This window comes from Kribbella sp. NPDC051620 (assembly GCF_044453825.1).
Classification (GTDB): Bacteria; Actinomycetota; Actinomycetes; order Propionibacteriales; family Kribbellaceae; genus Kribbella.
The window spans coordinates 1,089,616-1,115,146 of sequence record NZ_JBITDB010000002.1; the positions used below are offsets into that span (position 1 = coordinate 1,089,616).

General features: G+C 67.6%; 23 protein-coding genes and 1 other RNA gene. 13 read left to right on the forward strand and 11 right to left on the reverse strand.

What is annotated here, in order from left to right:
• Positions 1 to 37 precede the first annotated feature (37 nt).
• Complete coding sequence (locus ACIA12_RS12285; RefSeq protein ID WP_396366994.1) at positions 38 to 607, reverse strand: ArsR/SmtB family transcription factor; 570 nt, start codon at positions 605 to 607, stop codon at positions 38 to 40.
• An 81-nt stretch (positions 608 to 688) separates the two neighbouring features.
• On the opposite strand from ACIA12_RS12285, the gene ACIA12_RS12290 reads away from it, so the two are divergent.
• The 6 genes from ACIA12_RS12290 to ACIA12_RS12315 all read left to right on the forward strand — a co-directional run bounded on the left by ACIA12_RS12290 (position 689) and on the right by ACIA12_RS12315 (position 9,072).
• Positions 689 to 1,279 carry a dienelactone hydrolase family protein gene (locus ACIA12_RS12290; RefSeq protein ID WP_396366995.1) on the forward strand — a complete coding sequence of 197 codons (591 nt, stop codon included), beginning with the start codon at positions 689 to 691 and terminating at the stop codon, positions 1,277 to 1,279.
• Between the two features lie 9 nt (positions 1,280 to 1,288).
• A complete protein-coding gene (locus ACIA12_RS12295; protein ID WP_396366996.1) occupies positions 1,289 to 1,651 on the forward strand; it encodes a nuclear transport factor 2 family protein in 363 nt (120 codons plus the stop codon).
• A 34-nt stretch (positions 1,652 to 1,685) separates the two neighbouring features.
• Positions 1,686 to 2,462, forward strand: a complete 777-nt coding sequence (locus tag ACIA12_RS12300) for a hypothetical protein (RefSeq protein ID WP_396366997.1) — start codon at positions 1,686 to 1,688, stop codon at positions 2,460 to 2,462.
• An 87-nt stretch (positions 2,463 to 2,549) separates the two neighbouring features.
• A complete protein-coding gene (locus tag ACIA12_RS12305; RefSeq protein ID WP_396366998.1) occupies positions 2,550 to 4,337 on the forward strand; it encodes an NAD+ synthase in 1,788 nt (595 codons plus the stop codon).
• 176 nt (positions 4,338 to 4,513) lie between these two features.
• Positions 4,514 to 7,063, forward strand: a complete 2,550-nt coding sequence (gene panB, locus ACIA12_RS12310; RefSeq protein ID WP_396366999.1) for a 3-methyl-2-oxobutanoate hydroxymethyltransferase — start codon at positions 4,514 to 4,516, stop codon at positions 7,061 to 7,063.
• 17 nt (positions 7,064 to 7,080) lie between these two features.
• A complete protein-coding gene (locus ACIA12_RS12315) occupies positions 7,081 to 9,072 on the forward strand; it encodes a prolyl oligopeptidase family protein (protein WP_396367164.1) in 1,992 nt (663 codons plus the stop codon).
• Here the strand turns inward: ACIA12_RS12315 and ACIA12_RS12320 are convergent.
• Positions 9,052 to 9,954 (reverse strand): aldo/keto reductase, encoded by a 903-nt coding sequence (locus ACIA12_RS12320; RefSeq protein ID WP_396367000.1) that lies wholly within the window; start codon positions 9,952 to 9,954, stop codon positions 9,052 to 9,054. The two genes, ACIA12_RS12315 and ACIA12_RS12320, sit on opposite strands and share 21 nt — an antisense overlap.
• A 120-nt stretch (positions 9,955 to 10,074) precedes the next feature.
• On the opposite strand from ACIA12_RS12320, the gene ACIA12_RS12325 reads away from it, so the two are divergent.
• Entirely contained in the window at positions 10,075 to 10,572 is a 498-nt protein-coding gene (locus ACIA12_RS12325; protein ID WP_396367001.1) for an NUDIX hydrolase, read from the forward strand.
• 30 nt (positions 10,573 to 10,602) lie between these two features.
• Here the strand turns inward: ACIA12_RS12325 and ACIA12_RS12330 are convergent, their stop codons facing one another.
• Positions 10,603 to 10,779, reverse strand: a complete 177-nt coding sequence (locus ACIA12_RS12330) for a hypothetical protein (protein WP_396367167.1) — start codon at positions 10,777 to 10,779, stop codon at positions 10,603 to 10,605.
• 63 nt (positions 10,780 to 10,842) lie between these two features.
• Entirely contained in the window at positions 10,843 to 11,580 is a 738-nt protein-coding gene (locus ACIA12_RS12335) for a helical backbone metal receptor (protein WP_396367002.1), read from the reverse strand.
• A 314-nt stretch (positions 11,581 to 11,894) separates the two neighbouring features.
• Between ACIA12_RS12335 and ACIA12_RS12340 the strand changes: the two genes are divergently transcribed.
• Positions 11,895 to 12,485, forward strand: a complete 591-nt coding sequence (locus ACIA12_RS12340; protein WP_396367003.1) for a histone H1-like repetitive region-containing protein — start codon at positions 11,895 to 11,897, stop codon at positions 12,483 to 12,485.
• A gap of 77 nt (positions 12,486 to 12,562) precedes the next feature.
• Here ACIA12_RS12340 and ACIA12_RS12345 read toward each other — a convergent pair whose 3' ends face one another.
• Positions 12,563 to 12,751, reverse strand: coding sequence for a hypothetical protein (locus ACIA12_RS12345; RefSeq protein WP_343981372.1), 189 nt, complete (start codon positions 12,749 to 12,751; stop codon positions 12,563 to 12,565).
• 54 nt (positions 12,752 to 12,805) lie between these two features.
• Between ACIA12_RS12345 and map the strand changes: the two genes are divergently transcribed.
• A complete protein-coding gene (gene map / locus ACIA12_RS12350) occupies positions 12,806 to 13,654 on the forward strand; it encodes a type I methionyl aminopeptidase (RefSeq protein WP_396367004.1) in 849 nt (282 codons plus the stop codon).
• Positions 13,651 to 14,034, forward strand: coding sequence for a GNAT family N-acetyltransferase (locus tag ACIA12_RS12355; protein WP_396367005.1), 384 nt, complete (start codon positions 13,651 to 13,653; stop codon positions 14,032 to 14,034). The genes map and ACIA12_RS12355 overlap by 4 nt, the downstream gene beginning before the upstream one ends.
• Here ACIA12_RS12355 and ACIA12_RS12360 read toward each other — a convergent pair.
• Genes ACIA12_RS12360 through ACIA12_RS12385 form a run of 6 tightly spaced genes read right to left on the reverse strand, consistent with a single transcriptional unit; the run spans position 14,022 to position 23,694 of the window.
• Positions 14,022 to 14,486 (reverse strand): GNAT family N-acetyltransferase, encoded by a 465-nt coding sequence (locus ACIA12_RS12360; RefSeq protein WP_396367006.1) that lies wholly within the window; start codon positions 14,484 to 14,486, stop codon positions 14,022 to 14,024. The two genes, ACIA12_RS12355 and ACIA12_RS12360, sit on opposite strands and share 13 nt — an antisense overlap.
• The gene (locus ACIA12_RS12365; protein ID WP_396367007.1) at positions 14,487 to 15,314 is read right to left on the reverse strand and encodes a nucleotidyltransferase domain-containing protein; all 828 of its coding nucleotides are present in this window, start codon (positions 15,312 to 15,314) and stop codon (positions 14,487 to 14,489) included.
• Positions 15,311 to 16,795 (reverse strand): S10 family peptidase, encoded by a 1,485-nt coding sequence (locus ACIA12_RS12370; RefSeq protein ID WP_396367008.1) that lies wholly within the window; start codon positions 16,793 to 16,795, stop codon positions 15,311 to 15,313. Before ACIA12_RS12370 ends, ACIA12_RS12365 begins: the two co-directional genes overlap by 4 nt.
• A 50-nt stretch (positions 16,796 to 16,845) precedes the next feature.
• Positions 16,846 to 17,985, reverse strand: a complete 1,140-nt coding sequence (locus ACIA12_RS12375; protein WP_396367009.1) for a ThuA domain-containing protein — start codon at positions 17,983 to 17,985, stop codon at positions 16,846 to 16,848.
• A gap of 13 nt (positions 17,986 to 17,998) precedes the next feature.
• The gene (locus tag ACIA12_RS12380) at positions 17,999 to 20,815 is read right to left on the reverse strand and encodes a carbohydrate-binding protein (protein WP_396367010.1); all 2,817 of its coding nucleotides are present in this window, start codon (positions 20,813 to 20,815) and stop codon (positions 17,999 to 18,001) included.
• A gap of 14 nt (positions 20,816 to 20,829) precedes the next feature.
• Positions 20,830 to 23,694, reverse strand: a complete 2,865-nt coding sequence (locus ACIA12_RS12385; RefSeq protein WP_396367011.1) for a fascin domain-containing protein — start codon at positions 23,692 to 23,694, stop codon at positions 20,830 to 20,832.
• 139 nt (positions 23,695 to 23,833) lie between these two features.
• Here ACIA12_RS12385 and ACIA12_RS12390 point away from each other — a divergent pair, with 139 nt between their 5' ends.
• The 3 genes from ACIA12_RS12390 to ACIA12_RS12400 all read left to right on the forward strand — a co-directional run bounded on the left by ACIA12_RS12390 (position 23,834) and on the right by ACIA12_RS12400 (position 25,471).
• Positions 23,834 to 24,202, forward strand: a complete 369-nt coding sequence (locus ACIA12_RS12390; RefSeq protein ID WP_396367012.1) for a DUF952 domain-containing protein — start codon at positions 23,834 to 23,836, stop codon at positions 24,200 to 24,202.
• An 8-nt stretch (positions 24,203 to 24,210) separates the two neighbouring features.
• An RNA gene (gene rnpB, locus ACIA12_RS12395) (RNase P RNA component class A) lies at positions 24,211 to 24,614 on the forward strand.
• Positions 24,615 to 24,640: 26 nt separating this feature from the next.
• Positions 24,641 to 25,471: a 1-aminocyclopropane-1-carboxylate deaminase/D-cysteine desulfhydrase gene (locus ACIA12_RS12400; protein ID WP_396367013.1), complete on the forward strand. Its 831-nt coding sequence runs from the start codon at positions 24,641 to 24,643 to the stop codon at positions 25,469 to 25,471.
• Positions 25,472 to 25,531 lie beyond the last annotated feature (60 nt).

Sequence of the window (25,531 nt, forward strand, 5' to 3'; positions counted from 1 at the left end):
ACCAAGCATCCCGCGGGGTCCTCGTTCCTTCGACGGATCAGTCCGCGTCGTCCTGGCGGGGTGGCAGCGCCGGATAATCGCTCACCGGGTACGAACCGACGACGAACCCGTACGTCGTGTCGCCGGACCGCGGCAGCTTGTCGAACTCCTGGACCAACTCGTGCACCCGCCCCCAGAACTCCCCGATCCGCTCGTCGGGAACCCGGGCGTGCCGGATGAAGGAACGCAGTTGGCCGGCCTCGAACGCGGTCACCGACTCCTTCGCCGCGACCTCGAAATCGTTGAAGTCCAGCGCCCCCGTCCGGCCCATCTCATAGAAGAACACCCGGGCGGCGCGGCCGTAGAACCGCTCCTCGATCGCGCGCACCCGGCGAGTCCGGACCACCTTCAGCAGCCCGGCGTCGGCGAGCACGTTGACGTGGTGCGCGACGGTGCTCTTCGGGCGTTTCACCGCGGCGGCCAGCTCGGTCACGGTCGCGGCGCGCTCGTGCAGCAACTGGATGATCGAGGTCCGGAGCGGGTCGCTGATCGCCTTGACCTGCTCGGCCGTCGTGAGCTCGAGGGTGTCGTCGAGCTCGTAGTCCGGTACCTGGGGATTGCCTGTCATGGTCCGATCAGACTAACATCGCAGAACGTTCGACATTCTTGGATCATTCACAGTCGCAGGATCTGTTCAGAGGGGCTGACGATGGCTGAGGTAGTGCTGTTCCACCACGCGCAGGGACTGACCGACGGGGTTCGCGCATTCGCCGACGACCTGCGCGCGGCAGGTCATACCGTCCACCTCCCCGACGTGTACGAAGGCAACACCTTCGGCACCATCGAGGAAGGAATCGGCTATGCGAAGGCGACCGGCTTCGGGGTCGTGAAGGATCGTGCGGTCGCTGCCGCCGAGCAGTTGGGCGAGGGCGAGCTGGGCAACGGCCTGGTCTTCGCCGGCTTCTCGCTCGGCGTGATGCCGGCGCAGCAACTCGCCCAGACCAGCCCGGCCGCCCGCGGCGCCCTGTTGCTGCACGGCTGCCTCCCGGTGTCGGAGTTCGGCGAGAGCTGGCCGGCCGGCGTACCGGTCCAGGTGCACGGCATGGACGAGGACCCGTGGTTCACCGAGGAGGACGGCGATCTCGACGCGGCGAAGGCACTGGTCGCCTCCAGCCCGGACGCCGAGCTCTTCCTCTATCCAGGCAAGCAACACCTCTTCACCGACTCCTCGCTGCCGGACTACGACGAGGCCGCGGCGACCCTGCTGAAGAGCCGGGTGCTGGACTTCCTCGAGAAGTAGCATCGGCGGATGCCGACGATTCAGCAGGTGGCTGAGGCGTTCTCGAGCCATCAGTTCCGGGAGACCTACGACTTCCTGCACCCCCAGGTCGAGTGGACCCTGGTCGGTGCCGCCCGGCTCGAGGGAACCGAGCAGGTCCAGGCCGCCTGCGAGCAGTCGCTCGGTCAGCTGGAGCGGACCACCACCCAGTTCCTCCGCTTCAAGACGGTCGTCGGCCCGGACGCCGTCGCCATCGACACCGTCGCCAAATACGTCGACGCCAGATGGAACACGTCCTTCGTCCGCTCCTGCGACATCTACGAGTTCAGCCAGGGCTACCTGACCACCATCACCACCTACACCGCGGCGATCGAGCCGGAGGATCTGCCCTAGGGAACGTACGACCGCGGACCGGCGTCGCAGTGCCATGCAGATCATCGAGCACAGCATCGTCGGCGTACGGTGCGCCGCGATCCGGTTGCGGCGGCGCGGTACCGCACTGGAGTTCGTCGTGTTCCCGATGCTGCACGTCGCGATGCCGTCGTTCTACCAAGAGGTCACCGAGCGGCTGCGCAGGTGCGACCTGCTCGTCGTCGAGGGCATCGTGCCCGACAGCCATGATGCCGAGGGCGACGAGAGCCACGGCGATGGCCAGCAGGCCGGCGAGGGGTCCGGTGTGGGATCCGGTGTGGGGTCGTGGGCGTTGTCGGCGCTCACGGCGACCTATCGCGCCACCGCGGCGAACCGCGACTCCGGACTGGTCGAGGACGACATCGCGTACGGCGATCTCGGCGTACCGGTGATCACACCGGACCTGACCGAGCGGGAACTCGGCGAGGGCGTGCGGGCACTGCCCCTGAAGACCCGGGTCCTGGTCTGGGGAGCGACTCCGCTCGCCGCGGTGGGGAACTACTTCAACGGCCGGCAACGGCTGCTGAGCCGCGACATCGAGGTCAACGACCTGCCCTCGGCGGCCGAGGAACTCGAGTCCGACGACATCGGCGCGTTCCGCGAACTCTTCCTCGGGCGGCGCGACGAGCGGGTCCTCACCGCGCTCGCCGAGCTGTACGAATCGCGGGCCGGCGAGGCGTTGCGGGTCGGCGTCGTCTACGGCGGCGCGCATGTCCCCGGCATCGTGCACGGGCTGAGCCGGCTCGGCTATCGGGCGGTCGACGCGGAATGGCTGACGGCTGTCGAGGCCTGAGGCTCCGGACCCGATTCTTTGTAAAGGCCAGCCAACTAATTCCGGCAGGTCCGGGGCGGGGACTCCGGTAACCAGTAGGGTGCTCCCGTGCCTCAGCTTCGGGTTGCTCTTGCTCAGCTCAACGTGACGGTCGGTGACGTCGACGGCAATGCCGAGAAAATCGTCACCTGGACCCGGAACGCCGTTGAGCGAGGCGCCCATCTGGTGGCCTTTCCCGAGCTGGCGCTGACCGGTTATCCGGTCGAGGACCTCGCGTTGCGGGCGTCGTTCGTGGATGCCTCGCAGGCCAAGATCAAGAAGCTCGCGCACCGGCTGGCCGAAGAAGGTCTCGGCGAGATCGTGGTCGTCGTCGGGTACCTCGACCGCGCGTCCGGTACCGCGATGGGCGTCGACCGGCTCGGCCGCCCCAAGGGTTCACCGACGAACTCGGCCGCGGTGCTGTATCGCGGTGAGGTGGTCACGTCGGCCGTCAAGCACCACCTGCCGAACTACGGCGTCTTCGACGAGTTCCGGCACTTCGTCCCCGGCGACAGCCTGCAGGTGATCCGCATCCACGGCGTCGATGTCGCGCTGGTGATCTGCGAGGACCTGTGGCAGGACGGCGGCCCGGTCGCCGCGACCCGGGCCGCGGGCGCGGGCCTGCTGCTCGTCATCAACAGTTCGCCGTACGAGGCCAACAAGGACGACGTGCGAGGTGAGCTCGTCACTCGGCGAGCCCGCGAGGCGGGTTGCTCGCTCGCTTACGTGAACCTCGTCGGCGGGCAGGACGAGCTGGTCTTCGACGGCGACTCGCTGATCGCCGATGCCGAGGGCAAGGTGTTCGCCCGGGCCCCGCAGTTCGAGCAGGGCAGCATGGTCGTCGACCTCGACCTGCCGGCACCGACCAGTACGCCGGGTGGCGAGCATGAAGGCATCCGGATCGAGCACACGGTGCTGCACGAGGAGCCGCTGGCGCCGTACGAGCCGATCGCTTCGGCACTGGCCCCGAAGCTGTCCGACGAGGCCGAGATGTACGGCGCCGTCGTGCTCGGCCTGCGCGACTACGTGCAGAAGAACGGCTTCAAGTCCGTACTGCTCGGCCTGTCCGGCGGCATCGACTCCTCGCTGGTCGCCGCGATCGCCTGCGACGCGATCGGCGCCCAGCACGTCTTCGGCATCTCCAACCCGAGCGTCTACTCCAGCGACCACTCCAAGGACGACGCCGCGGAGCTCGCCGCGCGGACCGGGCTGAACTACCGGGTGGTGCCGATCCAGCCGATGGTGCAGCCGTTCCTGGACACCCTCGGGCTGACCGGGCTGGCCGAGGAGAACCTGCAGGCGCGCGTTCGCGCCGTCATCTGGATGGGTCTGTCGAACGCCGACGGCCACCTGGTACTTGCCTGTGGCAACAAATCCGAGCTGGCCGTCGGCTACTCGACCATCTACGGCGACGCGGTCGGCGGCTACGCGCCGCTGAAGGACGTGCCGAAGACGGTCGTCTGGCGGCTGGCGAAGTGGCGCAACGCGGACGCCAAGGAGCGCGGTCAGCAGCCGCCGATCCCGGAGAACGCGATCGCCAAACCGCCGTCGGCCGAGCTCCGGCCGGGACAGCGCGACACCGACTCGCTGCCGCCGTACGACCTGCTGGACGACATGCTCGACGACTACGTCGAACAGGACCGCGGTACGGCGGAACTGGTGGCGGCAGGCTTCGACACCGAGCTGGTCAGCAAGGTGATCCAGCTGGTCGACAAAGCGGAGTACAAGCGGCGGCAGTATCCTCCGGGTCCGAAGATCACCCACAAGGCCTTCGGCCGGGACCGGCGACTGCCGATCACGAACGCATGGCGTGAGGACGCGACCCGTGTGGTCAGTAGGAAGGCTGCAGAAAGCTGAGTGGATCCTGGCGTAACCGCCCCTTCAACGACAGCCCGTTCTTTCCGCCCGAGGATCCGGAGCAGGCTGATTCCTTCAGCGTGCCCGAACGCCGGAAACCTGACCCGTCGGGTGTGAGCGATCCCTCAGCGTCGGCCGGTAGCGCTCACCCTCCGCAACGGTGGGACGATGAGCCCATGGTTGACAACTTCATGTCGGCCGGTACCAACGGCGACGCCGACGACGAACTGCCGGCGCCGTACGGGACCGGACCGAAGAACCGGACAACCGAGGAGCAGCACCGCTCGGACTACGGCTACGCCGGACGCCCTGGCGACGGCGGACGCTCCGGCGATGGCGGCTGGCGTGAGCGCTCGACCGCGTTGGACGGGCTCGACCCGGCGCCGTCGCTGCCGAACGCCCCGAGGTCGTACGAGCGGGGGCCGGTGCCGCAGCAGCCGTATGTGCCGAAGCCGCCGTTCCTGCCGGAGCGCGACTACCCGGCCGGTGGCTATCCGCAGGAGGCCGAGTCGCCGTCGTACGGTGGCGCGCCGGGCTGGGGTGAGCGGGAGACGTACCAGGAGCCTGGCGGGTTCGAGCCGGGGTCGCCCTTCGCGCCCCGACCCCCGTACCAGGATGGGCCGACGCAGGACCGCGCCGGCCAGGACAGGACGGCCCAAGAACGCGCTGCGGCTGAACGAGCAGCCCAGGAGCGTGCTGCGGCCGAGCGGGCCGCGCAGGAGCGGGCCACTGCTGAACGCGTGGCGCGGGAACGAGCTGCGGCTGAGCGCGCTGCACAGGAGCGGGCGGCGGCGGAGCGAGTGACTCAGGAGCGGGCAGTACAAGAGCGTGCGGCGCAGGATCGGGCAGCCGCGCAGGAACGGGCCGGCCAAGAGCGGGCAGCGCAGGAGCGGCAGGCGTTGGAGCGGCAGCAGCAGGAGCGGTATCCGGATCGTGGATACCCCGAGCAGACGCCGTTCCGGCAGCAGCCACCTGGAGCACCCCAGCAACCACCCTTCGGCCCCGGACGCAACGGCACAAGCGGTCCCCCGCCGTCCCGCCCAGGACAAGGAGCCCCCGGTACTCCGCCCGGCCCCGGCCTCGGCAACCCGACCGGCCTGCTTGGTACGTCATCCGGCCCGCTCGGTACGTCGTCCGGTTCGCTTGGTGCGTCGTCCGGCCCGGGCCTCGGTGGGGCTGCTGGACCCGGTCCGTCGCGGCCCGGCGTACCGGGCAACGGCTCGCCGCTTGGGCCGGGTGGCAACGGCCTCACCCCCCACTCTTCCAACGGTTCGGCGGCGAGCAACGGCTGGACGCAGGCTGGTCCCGAGTCGCGGGGTCCTAGTTCCAACGGGCTTCCGGCGAACCCTGCCGGACCGGGGGCGAACGGTCTGCGTTCTCCTGGCAACGCCGGCTCCAACGGGATCGGTACGACCGGAGCGCTGGGTTCTCCTGCGCAGAACGGTCCCGTTGCGGGTCGCAATGCGGCCGGCCAAGGTCCGGGCGACCGGGCTGGGCAGGGAGCTACTGGATGGACTGGAGCAGCACCAGCGCCCACCTCGGGACCGCCGGCCAGTGCGTCCAGTTCTGCCAATGGCTATCCATCGGATCCGTCCGCCGAGTACGAAAGCAATGCGCCGTTGAGTTCTGCACCTACCTCCACCGGCGCCCTGCCACTGATCAAGGCGGAGACCCCACCGCGGCCTGCGGGCGCGCGGCGGCGGGCCGACGTGCAACAGGACGCGCCTAGCCAAGTACCGGAGACACCTGTGAGCTCACACCGCGCTCGTCGCGCAGGTGCATCGCCTGCGACGGTTGTGCCGGCTGCGGAGACCAGTACTCCGAAGGACGCGGCCAAGCCGACTGCTGTGAGCAACAGCCTCGGTGGTGACGGCGGTAGCTCTGCACTCGGATCGGCTGGGGGCAGTACGCCGGCAGACGCGAGCAAGCGGCCGCGGCGCTATCGCATCCACCATCTGCGGGACATGAAGAACCGCGGCGAGAAGTGGGCGATGCTGACCGCCTACGACCAGTACACCGCCGAGATCTTCGACCAGGCCGGCATCCCGGTGCTGCTGGTCGGCGACTCCGCCGCGAACAACGTCTTCGGCTACGAGTCGACCCTGCGGGTCACCGTCGACGAGTTGATCCCGCTGTCGCGCGCGGTCGCGGGTGCTGTCGAGCGGGCGCTGGTCGTCGCCGACCTGCCGTTCGGTTCGTACCAGGCATCGCCTGAGCAGGCCTTCCACACCGCCGTCCGGTTCATGAAGGAAGCGGGCGTGCACGCGGTGAAGCTGGAGGGCGGGCGCAACATGGTGCCGGCCGTGGAGAAGCTCACGCAGTCAGGCATCCCCGTGATGGCGCACATCGGCTTCACTCCGCAGAGCGAGCACACGATCGGCGGCTACCGCGTCCAAGGCCGCGGCGACCAAGCAGCCGGGCTGATCGACGACGCGGTCGCTCTGGCCGAGGCCGGCGCCTTCTCGGTGGTGCTCGAGATGGTCCCCGGTGACGTCTCGGCGGAGATCACCAAGCGCATCCCGATCCCGACCATCGGCATCGGCGCGGGCCGCGACACCGACGCCCAGGTACTCGTCTGGCAGGACATGGCCGGCATGCGCTCCGGCCAGATGCCCCGCTTCGTCAAGCAGTACGCCGACCTCCGAGGCATCCTCACCAACGCCGCCACCGACTTCGCCGCCGACGTCACCGCAGGCACCTTCCCCAGCGACGAGCACACCTTCTAGGGTTCTGCCGACAGACAATCGAGGCTGGTCCGCCCACGCGGCGGGCTAGCCTGGTCGGCATGACGATCGCCGATCCGCACCGCTGGCTGGAGACCGACGCGGAGGACTGGGTCCGCGAGCAGGACGACCGGTCGTCGAAGTACCTGACCGAGTTGCCCGAGCATTCGTGGTTCACCCGGACGATGCGGGCGATCCTGGCGTCGCCGCGAACAGGCGTACCGCAGTACCGGGCGGGTTGGTATCTCGTCCTGCGCAACGACGGCAGCCAGCAGCATGACGTCCTGCACGCGGCCCGTTCGTTGCGGGAACTGCTCGACGGCGGGCGGGTCGTCGTCGATCCGAACGCGATGGACGGTTCGCAGTCGGTCGACAACTTCAGCGTCAGCGCGGACGGCCGGTACCTGACCTACGGCACGTTGACCGACGGCAACCCGCGACTCCGCTACCGCACGATCGAGCTGTCCACCGGCGCCGAGCTCGACGATGTGGTCGCCGACGGCAAGTACTCCGCGGTCACCTGGCTGCCGGACAACACGTCGTACCTGTACCTGCACGACACCGACACGATCGGCGGCCGGCTGCGCCTGCATCGACTCGGCACTCCGCAGTCCGCCGATCCGGTGGTACTCGAGACGACGTCCGTGGTCGAGCTGAAGCTGTCCCACGACGGCGGGCAACTGATGGCCCAGCTCAATGAATCGACCGATCAGCGGAAGCGTCTGTGGGTCTACCCGGTCCGCACCGCGAACGGCACGAGCACCCTCGGCGAACCGGTCCGGCTGATCGACCAGGCAGTTGCCAACACCCGCTTCGTCCGGATCTCCGGCGACCGCTTGGTGCTCTGGACCGACCTGGACGCGCCCCGCGGCCGGATCGTCACCTGCACGCTCGACGATCCGGCGTTCACCGACCTCGTTCCGCAGGGGCCTCATCCACTCACCGCGGTCCACGCGGCCGGCGACGGCGTGCTGACGGTGGCTCTGGTCGACGTCCAGCCGCAGCTCCAGATCCATCGCGCCGATGGCACCCGCACCACCCTCCAACTGACCGGCAGTGCCATCACCGCGATCGACTGCGCGTCCGACCGGGAGGAGATCCTCGTCGGGCTGTCGTCCACGACCACGCCCACCGAGCTCGCGCTGATCCACTACTCCAGCGGAGAACTCAGCCGAACAGCCCGCGAGGACCGCGATGGCTTCGTACCACCGGACATCACCGTCCTGCGGCGGAAGACCGTCGACCGAGAGGTCCCGTACTTCCTGATCAGTCGGCAGGACCTGGATCACGACCAGCCGCGGCCGACGCTGCTCTACGGGTACGGCGGATTCAACTCATCCCAGCTGGCTGACTATCGACCCGGCTGGCCCGCCTGGCTTGCGGCGGGCGGAGTACTGGTGATCGCCAACCTGCGCGGTGGCGGCGAGTTCGGCGCCGAGTGGCATGACGCCGGCCGCCTGGACCGCAAGCAGAACACCTTCGACGACTGCATCGCGGTGGCCGAGCATCTCCAGGAGACCGGTGTGACGACGCGGTCCCAGCTCGCGATCCATGGGCACAGCGGTGGTGGGCTGCTCGTCGGCGCGATGCTCACGCAACGGCCGGACCTGTTCGCGGCGGCGCTGCCGAGCGCAGGCGTGATGGACATGCTGCGCTTCCATCTCTTCACGATCGGCCGGGCTTGGATCCCTGAGATCGGTTCGCCTGAGGATCCCGAGCAAGCGCGGTACCTGCTGGCCTACTCGCCACTGCACAACCTGCGCGACGGTACGGCGTACCCGGCGACTCTGGTCCAGACCAGCGATCACGACGAGATCGTCGTACCGCTGCACAGCTACAAGTTCACCGCGACCATGCAGCGGGCGCAGGCGGCCGACGAGCCCGTACTACTCCGAGTGCAGCGCCGAGTCGGCCACGGGCCAGGGCGCGCGTCCGCCGCGATCGCCACCGAATGGGCCGACCGGCTGGCGTTCGCTGCCCATCACACCGGACTAGATCCAAGGCAGAGCTGAGCGCTCCGACCAGTACTCGTAGGGCTCCTGGACGAACTCGTTCAGTGGCCCTTGTACTACGGGCGCGAGGTTGCTCTTGAGTTGTTCGGCGGTTGTCGCGCCGCTGAGGACGATGTCGGCCCAGGGCTGGGCGGCTGCAACACCGATGGCGAGGGCGTCAGGGGCGACGCCGTGCTTCTCGGCGAAGACGTTGAAAGGTGTTTCGCCGGCCTTGGCTGTGAGGCGGCCGTTGGCAACCGCTTCCTTCACCACCACGAACCAGCCGGCCTCATGCGCTTCCGCCAGCGCAGGACCTACCGACGACTCGAGCACGTTCCAAGTGGACTGGACCGCAGTGAAAGGTGTTTCGAGAGAGAGTGCCTTGCGCAACGTCTCGGCTTGGTGCGGGCCACTGGTTGACAGGCCGACCCGTACGCCGGTGTCTGCGAGCTCACGGAGGCGGTCCAGCAGTTTCGGGTCGTCGAGTGCGGGGCTGTCGGACGTCAGGCTGTGCACCAGGTAGAAGTCCGGCGGACCACCCAACGCGTGCAACGTCTCGGGCCACTGGCGTTCGAAAGTGCCGAGCGAGTGGTCCTTCACCTCGTGGGTGTCGGCGTCGTGCCGCCAATCAGCGACGTAGGTGTAGCCCCACTTCGATCCGAGGGTGAGCTGGCTGCGTCGCTCCGGCGTCAGCCACTCCCCCAGGAACGACTCGGCCAAACCATACGAGCGCGCCGCGTCGAAGTACCGGACACCCGCCTGCCAAGCCTGTTCGAGCAGCTCATGCGTCAGGCGGCGAAGGTCGTCGACCGCACGACCTCGCGGAAGGTCCTGGTCGTGGCCGAGATTGATGTACCCCGGCCGCCCGAGGGCAGCGAGTCCGAGGCCGATGGGTGCGGTCATGTCTCGATGCTCTCACCACGAATCAACAGCCGTTGCCGTGTCACCGCAAGTGGGACGACCTGACGAGACGCGCCGCGCGACGCGTCGTAGTACCGGCTGTGTCGTCTAGCGTTTTGAGGTGTGACCGAATCCCGCCTGCCACCGCCCGGCACCGTCGTCCGGCGTACGACGGCCCGCGTCCTGCCTGTCCGCCCGGACGGCAAGGTGCTGCTGCTGCATGGCTGGGATCCGCTGAAACCGCAGACGCCGTACTGGTTCACGATCGGCGGCGGCGTCGAGGCGGGTGAGACGGTCGAGCAGGCCGGCATCCGCGAACTGCGCGAGGAGGTCGGCATCGTCTGGCCGGCCGAGCAGCTCGGTGCGCCGGTGGCGACGAACACGATCGAGTTCGAGTGGGGCGGCTGCCCGATCATCCAGCACCAGACCTTCTTCGCGGTCGGCGTCGACGCGGTCGAGGTGAGCTTCGCGAATCAGGAGCAGCTCGAGCTGGAGACGATCAGCGCGCACGGCTGGTGGCATGCCGACGAGCTCGAGGCGACCGGCCAGGCGGCACACGTCACCATTCCCGACCTGATCCGGCGGGCGGTGGAGGCGATCCGGTACCGCGAGGCGTCGTAGACCTCAGCGGCCGCCTGCGGTTCGCAGACCTCAGCGGGCGCGAGCGGCCTTGAGGACCTTCTTCTTGAGCTTCTTGTCCACGATGTAGTGACGCAGGTCGAGGCGCTCCGCGCAGCCGGCATCAGCCAGCCGCTTGAGGACCACCGGGCACTTCTTGCACCTCGGCTTGTCCTTGCAGCACTTCTTCTTCGCGGTCATCGACGGCACCCGGTAAGCGTAGGTGAGGCTTCCCTAACCGTCTACCTGAGATCTCAGCAATCGTGTCGCAGGTCACGCCAGTTGTTCGGTCAGCAGCGCCCGGGCCTCGACCAGTGACGGTCCGTACCAGGTCAGGTGCCGCCCGCTGACGGTGAACGCCGGCCGCTCGAATGCCTCCGGTCCGTCCTCCGGCGAAAACGCATAAGGCTCATCCGGAAGCACCACCAGGTCGTACTCCGGTACGTCGGCCAGGTCGATCTTCGGATAGCGCTCGGGCGATTGTGCGAGCACATTGTCGACCCCGAGTCTTTGCAGCAGATCACCCGCGAAGGTGTCCCGGCCCAACGCCATCCACGGCCGCCGCCAGATCGGAATGAGAGCTCGCCGGCGCGGTCCGGCGTACGGCGGGCGCCACACTTCACGCGCTTGGGTCAGCCACCGCGGCACTTCTCCGACGACCGCGCCGAGCATTCGCTCGAGCGAGTTCAGTGATTGCTCGACGGTCGTCGGCGCGGTCACCCAGACGGCCAGTCCGGCGCTGCGCAACGCGTCGAGATCGGCCGGCCGATTCTCTTCTTCATTCGCGACGACGACATCCGGCGCGAGCTCGCGAATGAGCTCGAGATCAGGATTCTTGGTGCCGCGAACACGGGTCACGTCGAGCTCCGCGGGATGCGTGCACCAGTCCGTCGCACCGACCAGAAGTGTTGCGTGCGTGGTCGCGATCGCCTCCGTCAACGACGGCACGATGCTCACCACCCGACGCACTCGCGACGGTACGTCGACCACCGTTCCGAGGTCGTCCCGCATCTGTTCACACCCCTGTTCGTAGGTCTCTCGAGTAGACGTTGCCGATGACAACACTGTGCCGAAAGCAGCGCGAATCGGCACTTCGGCGGCAACTTCACGCGCGTGTCGCCAACATTTCTTTGCCGCTGTCCGGCAGCCTACTGCCACGGTGAAAACCCAACTCTGCAAGGGTTTTCAGACATTTCTCTCCCGACCGGCTCCGGGACGCCTTAACGTGCAGACCTTTCGGGTGCTTTACGAATGGCACAAGTGTTGTCATCATCAGGACGACGAGGAATCCACCGTGGTTTTCCTCAGCGCACCAAGGAGGCAGAGTGCCAGCCACAAAGGCAGCCGCAGGGAAGGCGACAGCCAAAAAGGCTTCTCCCGCCAAGAAGACCGTCGCCAAGAAGGCCAGTGCAGCGAAGACGACGACCGCACGCAAGGTCACCGCTGCGAAGAAGACGACGGCGAAGAAGGTGACAGCGGCGAAGAAGGCACCGGCCAAGAAGGTCGCCGCGAAGAAGACGCCGGCGAAGAAGACAGTCGCCAAGAAGACCGTGGCCAAGAAGGCTCCGGCGAAGAAGGTGACCGCCAAGAAGACGGTCGCGAAGAAGGCTCCCGCCAAGAAGGTGACCGCGAAGAAGACGGTCGCCAAGAAGACGGTCGCGAAGAAGACCGTTGCGAAGAAGGCCCCGGCCAAGAAGACCGTGGCCAAGAAGGCGCCGGCGAAGAAGACTGTCGCGAAGAAGGCTCCCGCGAAGAAGGTCGCCGCCAAGAAGGCTCCGGTCCGGAAGGTCGCCGCGAAGAAGGCTCCGGCCCGCAAGGTTGCCGCCAAGAAGGCGCCCGCGCGCACCGCTGTCGCCAAGCGGGCGACGACGGCGCGGAAGGCACCGGCGCGGAAGGCCGCCGCGAAGAAGGCCTGATCGATCCAGCAGTAAGGCCGAGGGGCACCACCGTTCGTGAACGGTGGTGCCCCTCGGTCATCTGTGCAGGCGGTGGTTCAGTCGTCGTTCCAGTTGGGGTCGTTGTCCCAGGCCTCGTTGCGTTCCTGGACCTTCTCCAGCGCCCGGGCGGCTTCCTCCGGAGAGCTGTACGGTCCCAGCCGGTCGCCGGACTTCTCGCCCTGGTACGGCTCGACCTTGCCGGTCTTGGTGTTGTAGTACCACTCGTTGCTGTGATCGTCGCTCATAACGGGCTGACCACCTCCTGAGGTGTTTTAACGGCTCACTAGAATGATCTCACCATGTCGCTTCTCACTCCTGGCACCATCTCGCCTCGCCGTCCGGTACCCGCCTCCATTCCCCGCCCGGAGTACGTCGGCAAGCCCGCGCCGACGCCGTACGACGGTTCTTATGTGACGTCGCCCGAACTGGTCGAGAAGATGCGGGTGGCGAGCAAACTCGCCGCGCAGGCGCTGCAAGCAGTCGGCGCGGCCGCGAAGCCCGGGGTCAGCACCGACGAGCTCGACCGGGTCGGCCACGAGTATCTGGTGGAGCGCGGCGCGTATCCGTCGACGCTCGGCTACCGCAACTACCCGAAGTCGTTGTGCACCTCGGTCAACGAGGTGATCTGCCACGGCATCCCCGACGACCGTCCGCTCGAGGACGGCGACATCGTCAACGTCGACATCACCGCGTTCCTCGACGGCGTGCACGGTGACACCAACGCGACGTTCCTGGTCGGCGACGTCGACGAGGAGAGCCGGCTGCTGGTCGAGCGCACCCGCGAGGCGCTGAACCGCGGCATCAAGGCGGTCAAGCCGGGCCGCCAGGTCAGCATCATCGGCCGGGTGATCGAGTCGTACGCGAAGCGCTTCGGCTACGGCGTCGTCCGCGACTTCACCGGCCACGGCATCGCCACCGCCTTCCACTCCGGCCTGATCATCCCGCACTACGACGACGAGCGGTTCGACGACGTGATCGAGCCCGGCATGACGTTCACCATCGAGCCGATGCTCACCCTGGGCTCCTACGACTACGACCTCTGGGCCGACGGCTGGACCGCCACCACCAAGGACAAGTCCCGCACCGCCCAGTTCGAACACACCCTCCTCGTCACCGAAACCGGCGCCGAAGTCCTAACCCTGCCGTGACCGTCAAGCAGTACGAGCAAGCGCACCTCGCCGGCGTGCTCGCCCTCTGCGAGGCCGAGGGCTGGCCCACCCTCCCTGCCGACCCTGAACGCGCCCACGCGGTCCTCACAGCCCCCGGCGTGACAAGCGTCGTCGCCCTCGACGGCGAACTCGTCATCGGCTTCGCCTACGCACTGAGCGACGGCCACCTGGCGGCGTACCTCTCGATGATGGCTGTGCACGAGCGCTACCGGCGCAAAGGCATCGGCCGCGAGCTCGTCGAATACGCGTTCCCGCTCACCGGTGCCCAGCGGATGGACCTGGTCACCGACGACGCCGGCGATTTCTACAGGTCCTTCGACCACCGCACCTTCGAAGGCTTCCGGATCTATCCGGGTTGAAAGCCCAGTACTTCGTACAGCTTCAGGGCAGCTGTGTTGTCCGGCAGGACGTTCAGTGCGAAGTGCCCAGGGGACTGCGCCATGCACTCGGTGAGGAGGGCGCTGGCGAGGCCTTTGCGGCGCCAGGCGGGTGAGGTGAACGCCTCGATGATGAACGGGCAGTCGGGCGTGCCCGGCCACGGTGCACGGTCGACGACGAGCACAGCGCCGATCATCTCGACATCGGTGAAGGCGAGACGGCTGCCTTCTAGGCTCAGACGGCCGTAGGTGCCTTCGAAGGTCAGGTGGATGTCTTTGATGGCGGCTGCTTCGTTCTCGACGACGGGTGGGTTGTAGGCCTCGTAGTACAGGCGGCCGAGTGCGTCAGCGTCGGTTGGGGACGGCGGTCGGAGTACGACGCCTGGTGGTGGTGGGATGACGGCGATGGGGGCCGGCTCGCGGAGGTAGAGCATCTACAGGGCGAGGGCTGTGGTGATGACCTTGCGGCCGTACGGGACGGCGGATCTGGCGTCGGTGACGGTGAAGGTTTCGGGTTTGCCGGCTCGGTGGTCGAGGCAGCGGTGGAGTAGCGGGGACCATTCGGGGAAGGCGATCAGGGCGTGTTCGCCGGCGCCGGTCTTCGAGATGATGTTGCCGGTGGCAAGGAGTGCGTGGAGGCGGGGGACGCCGAGCATGACCCACGGGAGGATCCAGGCGTCGACGACCTCGTCGTCCGGGTGGTCGGCGAAGGCGGACTCCAGGGCGTCGAAGCGGCCGGCCCAGTACGACGTGAGGTTGGCTCGGGTGAATGCTTCGAGTGCCTCCTGGTCGTCGTGTACCACCAGGTCGGGCACCGAGCGAAGAGCGGTGGACTGACGAGCCAGCTCGGACCACAGGACCGGCGACACCGGACCGCCGGACGGTTCTTGCTTGAACTCGCCGTCGAGGGTGAAGACGACCGGCTTCGTGGCGTCCGGCGCGACGGCGAGGTCGGCGGCGGTCAGGTACGTGACGTCGAAAGCAGGTGACGACGGCAACTGCTTATGTACAGCGCGCACCACCTCCACATCGGTCAACGGCGAGGCGACGACGACCACCGCGTCGATGTCACTGAACCCCCGCCGGTAGTCGCCGAGCGGGATCGAGCCGGTCAGGTACAGGCCGGTGACCTGCTCCGGCAGCGCCTGGTCGATCAGCTCCAGGTACCGCGTTGTCGTAGCGCTGACCTCAACCGGCAGCACCGGACCACCACCATCGGCCGGGAGCGTCAGGTAAGTGGTTTCCGGTGCGGGTTCGGTCATCGGTTGCTGGCTCCCTTGATGAAGGCGGCCAGGTCCTTGGACTGCTGTCGCCGGGTCGGTTCGTGCACGTACATCATGTGACCCGCCGGGTAGTCGCAAAGTTCGATGTTGTCCTGAAGTTCCGCCGGAATCCGCAACCGGCCGAGCGTGTACCGGGTGGCGAAGTACGGCGTCGCGCAGTCGTAGTAGCCCGACGCGACGTGCACCTTGAGGTGCGGGTTCGCCCGCATCGCCTCGGCCAGCTTGTCCGCGACGTTGACGTGGTTGTTCTCGAACTCCTTGTACGACCAGTCCTTCGCCGCCTGGCTGCTGAGGAACTCGTACGGAAGGTCGTTGTGGTACTCGAGCTCCGCGTGCAGGTAGTGGTTCAGGGCCGCCGTGTACGGCCCGATGATCGCCCGGAACGACGGGTCGTCCGTGGACGTCTCGCCGGCCGAGTCCGGGTCCCAGCCGGTGAACCGCGCGTCCAGCCGCCCGACCACCTGCCGCCGCGAGCGCAACAGCTCGGCGAAGAACCGGGTGTGCTCGACCCGCAGATTCACCCGGTCGAGGTAGTCCTCCGACAGCCCGGTCAGCGCAGCCAACCGGCCGACCACCTCGCCGCGGAAGTCCTCCGGAATACGGTTGCCCTGAGCAAGCGCATTCGGATAGCGCCCGGCCGCGAACCGCTCCGCGTCGGCGAGCACCTCTTCCAGCGACTGGTCCGGGATCAGCCCGTGGTAGTGCGCCGCCGCGGCGTACGACGGCAGGAACATCGTGTACGGCAGGTCGTTGCCCGGCCCGAACTCGAGCGTGCCGAACTCCAGTACCGCCGAGATCAGCATGACCCCGTTCAGGTACATCCCGTGCCGGTCCTGCAGATGCGCGGCCAGCCCGGCGGCGCGCGTCGTCCCGTACGACTCCCCCGCCAGGAACTTCGGCGACATCCAGCGCCCGTTGCGCGACGTCCACAGCCGGATCACCTCGCCGACGGACTCCAGGTCGGCCGTGAAGCCGTGGTAGTCGCCCGGCTTCTCCCCCTCGACAGCACGCGAGTAGCCAGTCGAGACCGGGTCGATGAAGACGAGGTCGCTGTCCTTCAGCAGTGTCTCCGCGTTGTCCACCAGCCCGTACGGCGGCGGCGCGAGCTCACCCGCGTCGCCGGACACCACCCGGCGCGGCCCGAGCAGCCCGAGATGCAGCCAGATGCTCGACGACCCCGGCCCGCCGTTGAACGCGAACGTCACCGGCCGGCTCCCCGGATCGGCGTCATCCAGCGTGTACGCCGTCAGGAACACCTCGGCCTTGGGCACGTGTCCATCGGACTTCCCGTCGGTCACCACCTCTTGCCGCAGCACCACCCGCCCGGTGGTCGCCGTGTACTTCAGCTTCCGCCGCCCAGCCGTGAGCGTGTGCTGCGTACTGACCAAGTCGTCAACCGGTCCGGTCTTCACGCCCGCCGTACTCGCCGCGGTCTCCGGAGCCTGTTCAGGGGTAACCATGCGCGAAAACCTATCAGCGCCCGGAGCAAGGCCCCGGGCGCTGACGACGGCTAGCTGAGGGTGAATGTGTCGATGTCGAACAATGCGCCTGAGCCGCCGCTGAAGGTCAGGAACAACGGACCGCTGCCCGACCCGCTGAGCGTCGTCGACACGGTTTGGAAGTTGTCCCATCCACCAGTCACCGGCACCGCCACAGTGCCCAGTACGGTGCCGGTCGCCGAGCCCGAGCGGATCCGGATCGTGCCGCCGGCGCCGCCTGAGGAGATGCGGGCGGAGAAGCTGGTCTTGCCGGCTGTGTTGACCTGGGAATAGCCGGCCCAGTCACCGTTGTCGATGTACCCGAGCGTCTGACCACCACTAGCTCCGCCATGCCCAGCAACCTGTACGCCGGACTGCGAGGTGAACGCCTCCCCCTCGATCGACGTCACCGGTGGCGTAGCGCCGACGCCGGCGGCGTACTGGATGCCGCCGAGCAGGTGCTTGCGGAACGCCTGATCGGAGTACGACTCGATGGTGTGCCCGAAGCCCGTGTAGAACGACCGGCCGGAGCCCTGCGCGTGGTACCAGGCGATCGGGTGATCGCCCATGTTGCCGCCGGTGTAGGTGGACTCGTCGAGGTTGATCAGCACGTGCACATTCGGCCTGGGGTTGGTGCGGTAGTTGTACAGCTCGTCCGTACGGACCCAGGTCGTGCCGAGATGCGAAGTCGACAGATGCGTCCGGTCCTCGACCCTCGCGGTCACCTGCTGGATCGCCGGGTGGCTGTGGAACCAGGCGCCGACCAGCGTCCCGTAGTACGGCCAGTCGTACTCCGTGTCCGCGGCCGCGTGCACCCCGACGTATCCCCCTCCGCCGTTGATGTACGTCTCGAACGCCGTCTGCTGCGTCGCGTTCAGAACGTCGCCGGTCGTACTCAAGAAGACGACCGCCTTGTACGCCGCCAGCTGCGACGTGTTGAAAACAGCACTGTCCTCGGTCGCGGTGACAGTGAATCCGTTCGCGGCCCCCAGATCCCGGATGGCCTGGATGCCGGCCGGGATCGAGTCATGCCGGAAGCCGGCCGTCTTGCTGAACACGAGCACTTGATACGGAGCAGCAGCGGAGGCGGTCAGAGGTTGCCAGCCGATGGCACTGCCGACCAGCAGCAGCGCACCGCCGACCAGGCCTTCACGACGCGTAAAAGTAGTCATTGTTGTGTCCTGTTCACGAGATGGTGAAGGTGTCGACGTCGAAGAGCGACCCGGATCCGCCGGTGAAGCTCAAGAACAACGGCCCACTGACATTGCCCGTCAAAGCAGTGGAGACCGTCTGGAAGTTCTCCCAGCCACCCGTCGCCGGTACTGCGACAGACCCGAGCAACGTCCCCGTCTGCGAACCCGACCGCACCTGCAGCGTGCCGCCGGGACCGCCCGAAGAAATCCGCGCACTGAAGCTTGTCTTGCCCGCCGTGCTCACCTGCGAGTACCCCGCCCAGTCACCGTTGTCGATGTACCCGAGCGTCTGACCGCCATTGGCGCCGTTGTGCGCGGCAACCTGTACTCCGGACTGCGACGTGAACGCCTCGCCCTCAGCCGTGGTGCCAGTGGACCCCGAGGTCGCGAACGTGAAGGCGTCGAGGTCGAACAGGTTGCCCTGCCCCGTCACTCCCTTGAAGACGAAGAACAGCGTCGTCGTCCCGGCCGGCTTGTTGGCAAGGTTGGCCGACACGGTGGCGAACGTCTCCCAGCCACCCGTCGGCGCCACCGTCATGGTGCCCATCAGCGTCCCGGTCGCCGATCCGGCCCGGACCTCGATCGTCCCGCCGACACCACCCGACGACACCCGCGCGCTCACCGACGTCGCGTTGCCCACGACGTACGGCGTGAACGAGATCCAGTCCCCGTTGTCGACGAACCCGACGGTCTTGCCGCCTTCGGCCGGAGCGTGGTCGGCCAGCTGAATGCCCTGCTGCGCCCCGAAGTGCTCGGCCTGCCGGTGGCGCGGCTGCAGCTTCCGCACGCTGTGCGTGGTGAGCCCCCCGTTGTCCGTGTACTCCGCGTCGAAGACGCCGTAAACGTTGGCCGCCGGGTCGTGCTCACCATCGATCGGTACTGCGATCGACCCACTGCACCCGTTCTTGGAGGTGATCTGGTGCTGGTGCACGTCATGACCGAGGAGATACGTGACCTTCACCCGGCTGCAGTCGATCGTGCCGTCCTCCGGATCCGACACGTTCACCTGGAACGGCACGGTGTCGCCGAAGGAGAACAACTGCCCGTCGGCCGGCGTCTGCAGGGTCACCGACGGAGCCGTGTTGCCCACACTGATCGCGACGTTCGCCGACCCCGTCAGCCCGGCCGGATCGGTCACGGTCAACGTCGCCGTGAAGTTGCCGGCCGTGTTGTACGTGTACGACGGGTTGGCCTGCGTCGACGTACCGCCGTCGCCGAAGGTCCACCGATACGTCAGCGCGCCGCCCTCGGGGTCCGAGCTCCCCGCCGACGAGAAGGCGACGGTGAGTGGTCTGCCGCCGGAGGTCGGCGTACCGGCTGCTTTGGCGATCGGATTGCGGTTGGCGCTGCCCTTGTAGTCGATCCGCCACAGCGCCTGGTTGTTGGAGCCCGTGCCGTAGTCGAGCACGTAGAGCGCGCCCTCCGGACCGAAGGCCATGTCCATCACCTGGGTGCCGGTCCAGGGGAACGCGCCGATGTCGCCGACACCTCCACTCGAGGTCACCTCGATGGCCTTGATCCACTGCCGGCCGAGTTCGCCGGCGAAGTACCGGCCGTCGAGCGACTGCGGGAACTTCGTCGCCGAGTTGAGGTTCGGGTCGAAGCGGTAGACCGGGCCGCCCATCGGGGACTCGGAGCCGCCGTTGCCGAACTCGGGCGGGGTGCCGGCGTCACCGCCGTACCGGATCCAGGACGGTTTGGCCGGCAGCAGCTTGGTCTGGCCGGTGTTGCGGAAGGAGTTGTTGGTGACGCCACCGGCACAGTCGAACTTCGCGCCGGACGGGCCGCTCGGGAACTGGAAGTCGTTGTACGTCTCGGCGCTCGTGTTGGTGCCGGTGCAGTACGGCCAGCCGTAGTTGCCCGGTGCGGTGATCCGGTCGAACTCGACCTGGCCGTTCGGGCCGCGGTTCGGGTTCGTGGAGCCCGCGTCCGGTCCGTAGTCGCCGAGGTAGACGATGCCGGTCGGCTTGTCGACACTCATCCGGAACGGGTTGCGGAAGCCCATCGCGTAGATCTCCGGCCGGGTCTGCGCCGTGCCCGGCGCGAACAGGTTGCCGCTCGGGATCGTGTAGCTGCCGTCCGGCTGGGGCTTGATCCGGAGCAGCTTGCCACGCAGGTCGTTCGTGTTGCCCGCGGTGCGTTGCGCGTCGAACTGCGGGTTGCGGGTGGTCCGCTCGTCGATCGGCGTGTAGCTGTCCGACTGGAACGGGTTGCTGTCGTCGCCGGTGGTCAGATAAAGGTTGCCAGCGGCATCGAAGTCGAGATCGCCGCCGACGTGGCAGCACTGGCCACGGTCGTTCTGGACCGCGAGCACCACCTTCTCGCTGGCCAGGTCGAGCGTCTTGTCGGTCTTCAGGATGAACCTCGACAGGTGCAGTTCGCCCTTGAACCGGTCCCAGTCGGCCTGGGTGCCGTCGGTCGGCGCGTCACCGTCGGGGGTGGAGAGTCGCGGTGAGTAGTACAGGTAGATGAAGCGGTTGGTGGCGAAGTTGGGGTCGACCGCGACGCCTTGCAGGCCTTCCTCGTCGTGGGTGTAGACGTTGAGCCGGCCGGCCACGGTCGTCGTACCGGCGGCGTCGGTGATCCGTACTGTTCCGTCCCGGGCCGTGTGGACGACGGATCGGTCGGGCAGGATCGCCAGCGACATCGCCTCGCCGAGCTCACCCGACCCGCTCGCGAGTGATACCTGCTGATAGTCGCCGGGCGGGATGGTGGATCCGGCCTGGGCTGTCGTGACGCTGAGGCCGAGTGCTGCGGTCAGTGCGGCGGTGATCAGCAACGAGAGCCGCCGGACGCCTTTCTTCTTCATATCGGTGGTACTCCTCAGTTGTTGATCAAGTCGAATTGTTCCCACGGGCCGATCGCGTCTCTGTTGGCGATCAGTGGGGCGGCACCGGCGTTGTCGGCGCAGACGAGCTTGTTGTTGACCGTGGCCCGGAAGCTGACCGTGCCGTCCCCGTTGCGGATCAGCTGGAAGGTCTCCCAGGAGCCGACCGCCTGGTTCTTGGCCAGCAACGGCGCGGCGCCCGCGTTGTCCGCTGCCACCAGGAGGTTGTTGGCCTTGGCCCGGAGCGACACATTGCCGCCGCCGAGGTCGGTCATCTCGTACTGCTGCGCCGTGCCGTTCGTCGTACTGTCCGCGATCAGCGGCGTCCCGGTGCCGGCGGTGACGTACTTGCCGTTGGCCCGCGCCTTGAGGCTGATCGTCCCGGTGCCCGAGGTCGCCTTAGGCAAGCCGATGGTCGCCTTGTCCCAACGACGGGCAGCCATGGCCGGCGTACCGGTCAGGGCTTGGAACGGCTGTACGGCGGTCCCGGTCTTCTCGACCAGGTAGGACTTACCGGACTGCGCCGGGATCGTGAAGGTGGCGTTGGCCTGCGGACCGACCACCGTGGCACGCGTCTGACCGTCCAGCACCGTCACGCTCTGGCCGGGCCAGGGACTTCGTACGACGAGTTGCTGGTTCGCGCCCGACGAGATGGCGACCGTGGTGGGGCTGCCGTTCGCGATCTGGACATGGACGCGCGATTTGTGGCCGATAGCAACGGTTCCTTCGCCGGACCAGTCCGCCGGCCAGGACGGGGCGATGCGCAGTACGCCGTCGTAGTCCGTGGCGAGCGCTTCGGGCACGGTTGCCGCGAGTACGCCGGACTGCTCGATGTACGGCTCTTGCGCCGGCTGGGCGGTGAAACTCGCCATCCCGGACGGGTACACCTGGAACTGCCTGATCGCCGCCAGCAACGCCGTCTTCATCTCGGTCGGCAGCCCGAGCCGCGCGGCATGCAGTGAGTCGTAGCTCCACGAGTTGCTGTTGACGTAGCTGCGGGACGCGTAGGTACGCCGCGCCAGCGCCGTCATCGATCCGCTGTCACCGATCAGGTTGAACGGCCAGACCGCTTCCAGGCCGATGTTCTCGCTGTTGCGCCGCTGCGCTGCCGGCTGGGTAGACGGGCCGATCATGGTGTTGCTACCTGCGTCGTTCGCCGGAGTCAGCAACTGGGTCTGCGTCGCCGTGTCGGTCCGCGGCAACGTCTGGATCTTCGGGATCGCCGCGTTGAGCTGACTGACCAGCGCCGCATCGACGTTGAGCGTTTGCGCCGCCTTCACCGCGATCGGGAAGAAGGCCTGCATCGCCGCGATGTCGGTGGTCGGATCGGTGACGTCCCACTGGGTCTCGTGAGCATTCGACCTCGTGTGCAGCTTGCCGTCCGAGCCCGTTGTCGCGTGCGAGAGCAGGAACTGCGCGGCACCCTTGATCAACGGGTAATGCGACTGCAGGAAGGCCTGGTCGTCGGTCATCCGGTAGTGCTCCCAGACCCACAGCCCGACCTCCGCTCCCGTCGTGACGTTGAGGGAGTTCCACTGCGGGGTGATGGTCGAGTCGCAGGACGAGTTGTCCGTACCGCCGTTGTAGGTGCCGTTGCCGTTGAAGCGCATCGTCTCCGGAACGCACAGACCCGTTCGGCCGGGCATGTGCGCGCTGGTCCAGGCCGCGATCGCGTCGACGTTGTCCTGGTACAGGCGGAACATCGGGTCGTTCAGACTCGGCACCCCGGCCGACACGTTGGCTGCGACTTGCATGCGGAGATTCCAGAACCAGTAGCCGGCCGGATACCAGTCGCGCTTGTCCTGCGAGAAGGTGAACAGGTCGGCGACCCCAGCCTGCGATCCCGGCAGCACGCCCCGGCTCTGGGCCGCGCTCGCGTACAGGAAGATCGTCCGCAGGTTCTCGACGTAGTCGCCGGTCCCGTCGGCCGAGCTGATCTTGATCAGGCCGGCCTGGTTCCAGTAGTTGTGCCACCACTGCAGATGCGCGTCCCGTACTTCGTTCGCGGGCCGGGTGGCGGCGCCGTTCAGTACCGCGTTCGTGGTGGCGATCGAGTCGCCACCGGTCCAGGTCGGCGCGGCGACGACGACCCGGAACGAGCCGTCGGTGTTGGGCTGGAAGGCGACCTGAGCGGTGAGGTTGTTCGGGGCCGAGCCGGCGACGTTGCGGCCGCCGACGGTGATACCGGCGAGTGAGCCGAAGGTCCGGCCGGAGGCGCCGGCGCCGTTGTTGTCGACCCAGGTCTCGGCGAGTGCGGCGACAGCGCCTGACGCGCGGGCGGTCGGGTTGCGGCCGGTCCAGAGTTTGACCTGGGCGGTCTGGGTGGCGTTGGGGTCGGCGCCGGTGACGTCGACGACCAGTTGCTGGGTGTCCGCGCGGATGAACGCGGTCATGGTCATGCCGCCACCACTTTGGCGGAGCATCCCGTCGTACAGGTCGAGCCGGCCGGTGAAGTCGGCGGCGCTCGTCATCCGGGACAGACCGGGGATGACGACCTGGCCGAGCGACTTGCGGTCGGGGAAGGTGTCCGTGCGGTTGAGTTGGGCGGTGAACCCGCCGGCGGACCAGACCGCCGCTCCGAGGGCGCCGTTGCCCAGTGGGAGTGATTCGGTCGGCGCCGGGTTGGCGCGGCCGAGGATGATGTCGGAGCGACGGACCAGGTTCGGCCGGTCGACGACGAAGGAGCCGTTCTGCCAGGCCGTCGTACCGGCCGTTGGTAGTGCCGTTGCCGGGCCGCCGGCGACCAGTGATCCGGCGACGACTGCTGTCACCAGCAGCAGTCTGGGCAGGACCCTGGACAGGAGTTTTGGGCGGACCTTCGGCAGGTTTTGTGGCAGGCGGGATCGCAGGAGGTCGTTCATCGGATCTCTCCTGGAGATGGAGCGGACCGGCGACCTGGGGGCGGAGAGGATCACCGGTAGACATCGGATCTTTCTGTGCTCACGCTGCGCTGTCAAGGGGCTACTGGTTCCGGAACAGGCTGACCGCTAACCTCTGCGCATGGCTTTGATCCTGCATTTGGCCTTCGTCGCGGAGTGGGAAGCGGCCCGGCGGGCCGGCAGCTACCGGATCTCCACCCGGGGCAAGTCGCTCGACGACGGCGCGACCTTCATCCACTGCTCCCGGCCGGACCAGGTCGCCGCGGTCGCGAACTCCTTCTACGCCGACGTGACCGAGCCGCTGTGCCTGCTCGTCATCGACACCTCGCTGCTGGTCTCGGCCCTGTGCGACGAGGATCTGGACGCGATCGGCATCTCGTTCCCGCACCTGTACGGTCCGCTGAACCTGGACGCGGTGGTCGACGTGCGCCCGTACGAGCGGGCCGCCGACGGTCGATGGCCGGAAGTGGGCGCGCAGGCCCTATCCTGAGGGTGGAAGGGGCTGATCGGGCGACCGCGTCGTTCACCGGCAACGGTGGGCGCCGAGGAAAGTCCGGACTCCACAGGGCAACGTGGTGGGTAACGCCCACCCGGGGCAACCCGCGGGACAGTGCCACAGAGAACAGACCGCCAGCGGCCTGGATGGACCCCGTGGTTCATTCAGGTGCGGGTGAGGGTGAAACGGTGGTGTAAGAGACCACCAGCTCCGCAGGCGACTGCGGAGGCTAGGTAAACCCCACGTGGAGCAAGGCCAAGAAGGGCGACGGGCAACCGTCGTCCGCGTGAGCGTTCGAGGGCTGCCCGTCCGAGCTCACGGGTAGGCTGCTAGAGGTGCCCGGCAACGGTCACCGTAGATGGATGGTCGCCGATTACAGGATCCGGCTTACAGATCAGCCCCTTCCGCACCACCCGTGCCAAGCTTGGACGCGTGCTCGACGTTCAGCTGCCCTCACCGCTGTCCGAGCTGCACGACGACCGGCTGGATTCCGCCGGCGTCCGGGTGCTGCTGAAGCGCGACGACCTCATCCACCCCGAGGTCCCGGGCAACAAGTGGCGCAAACTCAAGTACAACCTCGGTCCCGCTCTCGAGGCCGGCACGCTGCTCACCTTCGGCGGCGCCTACTCCAACCACCTCCGCGCCGTGGCTGCCGCAGGCCACCACTACGGCTTCGCAACCATCGGCGTGGTCAGAGGCGAAGAACACCTGCCGCTGAACCCGTCCCTCGCCTACGCCGCCGCCCACGGAATGCGCCTCACCTACCTGGACCGAACGACGTACCGCTCCCCTGTACTGGAGCACCTGCACCAAGAATTCGGCGACTTCCACCTCGTCCCGGAAGGCGGCGCCAATCCTGCTGCCGTCCGCGGCTGCACCGAAATCCTCACGGAAATCGATGAGCCGTACGACGCCCTCTTCTGCGCCGTCGGCACCGGCACCACCCTGGCCGGCCTCGCCGCCGACCCGCAAGCCGTCATCGGCGTACCTGTGTTGAAGGCGTCCCTGGAAAGCGACGTCGTCGCTCTCCAGCAAGCGGCCTTCGGCGAACGCGTCGGCAACTGGCGCCTCCTCGACGACTACCACTTCGGCGGCTACGCCAGGCGCACCCCTGCGCTGGACGCCTTCATCGACGACTTCACCGCCCGGCACACCCTGATCCTCGACTGGGTCTACGAAGCCAAGATGATGTACGCCCTCTTCGACCAGGTCCGTCGCAGGGCCTTCCAGCCGGGTACGACGATCGTTGCGCTGATCAACTGAGTCCCCTTAAATGCTTGGCGTCCGGACCGCCCCGCGCCCTACAGTTGTGGACGCAACGAC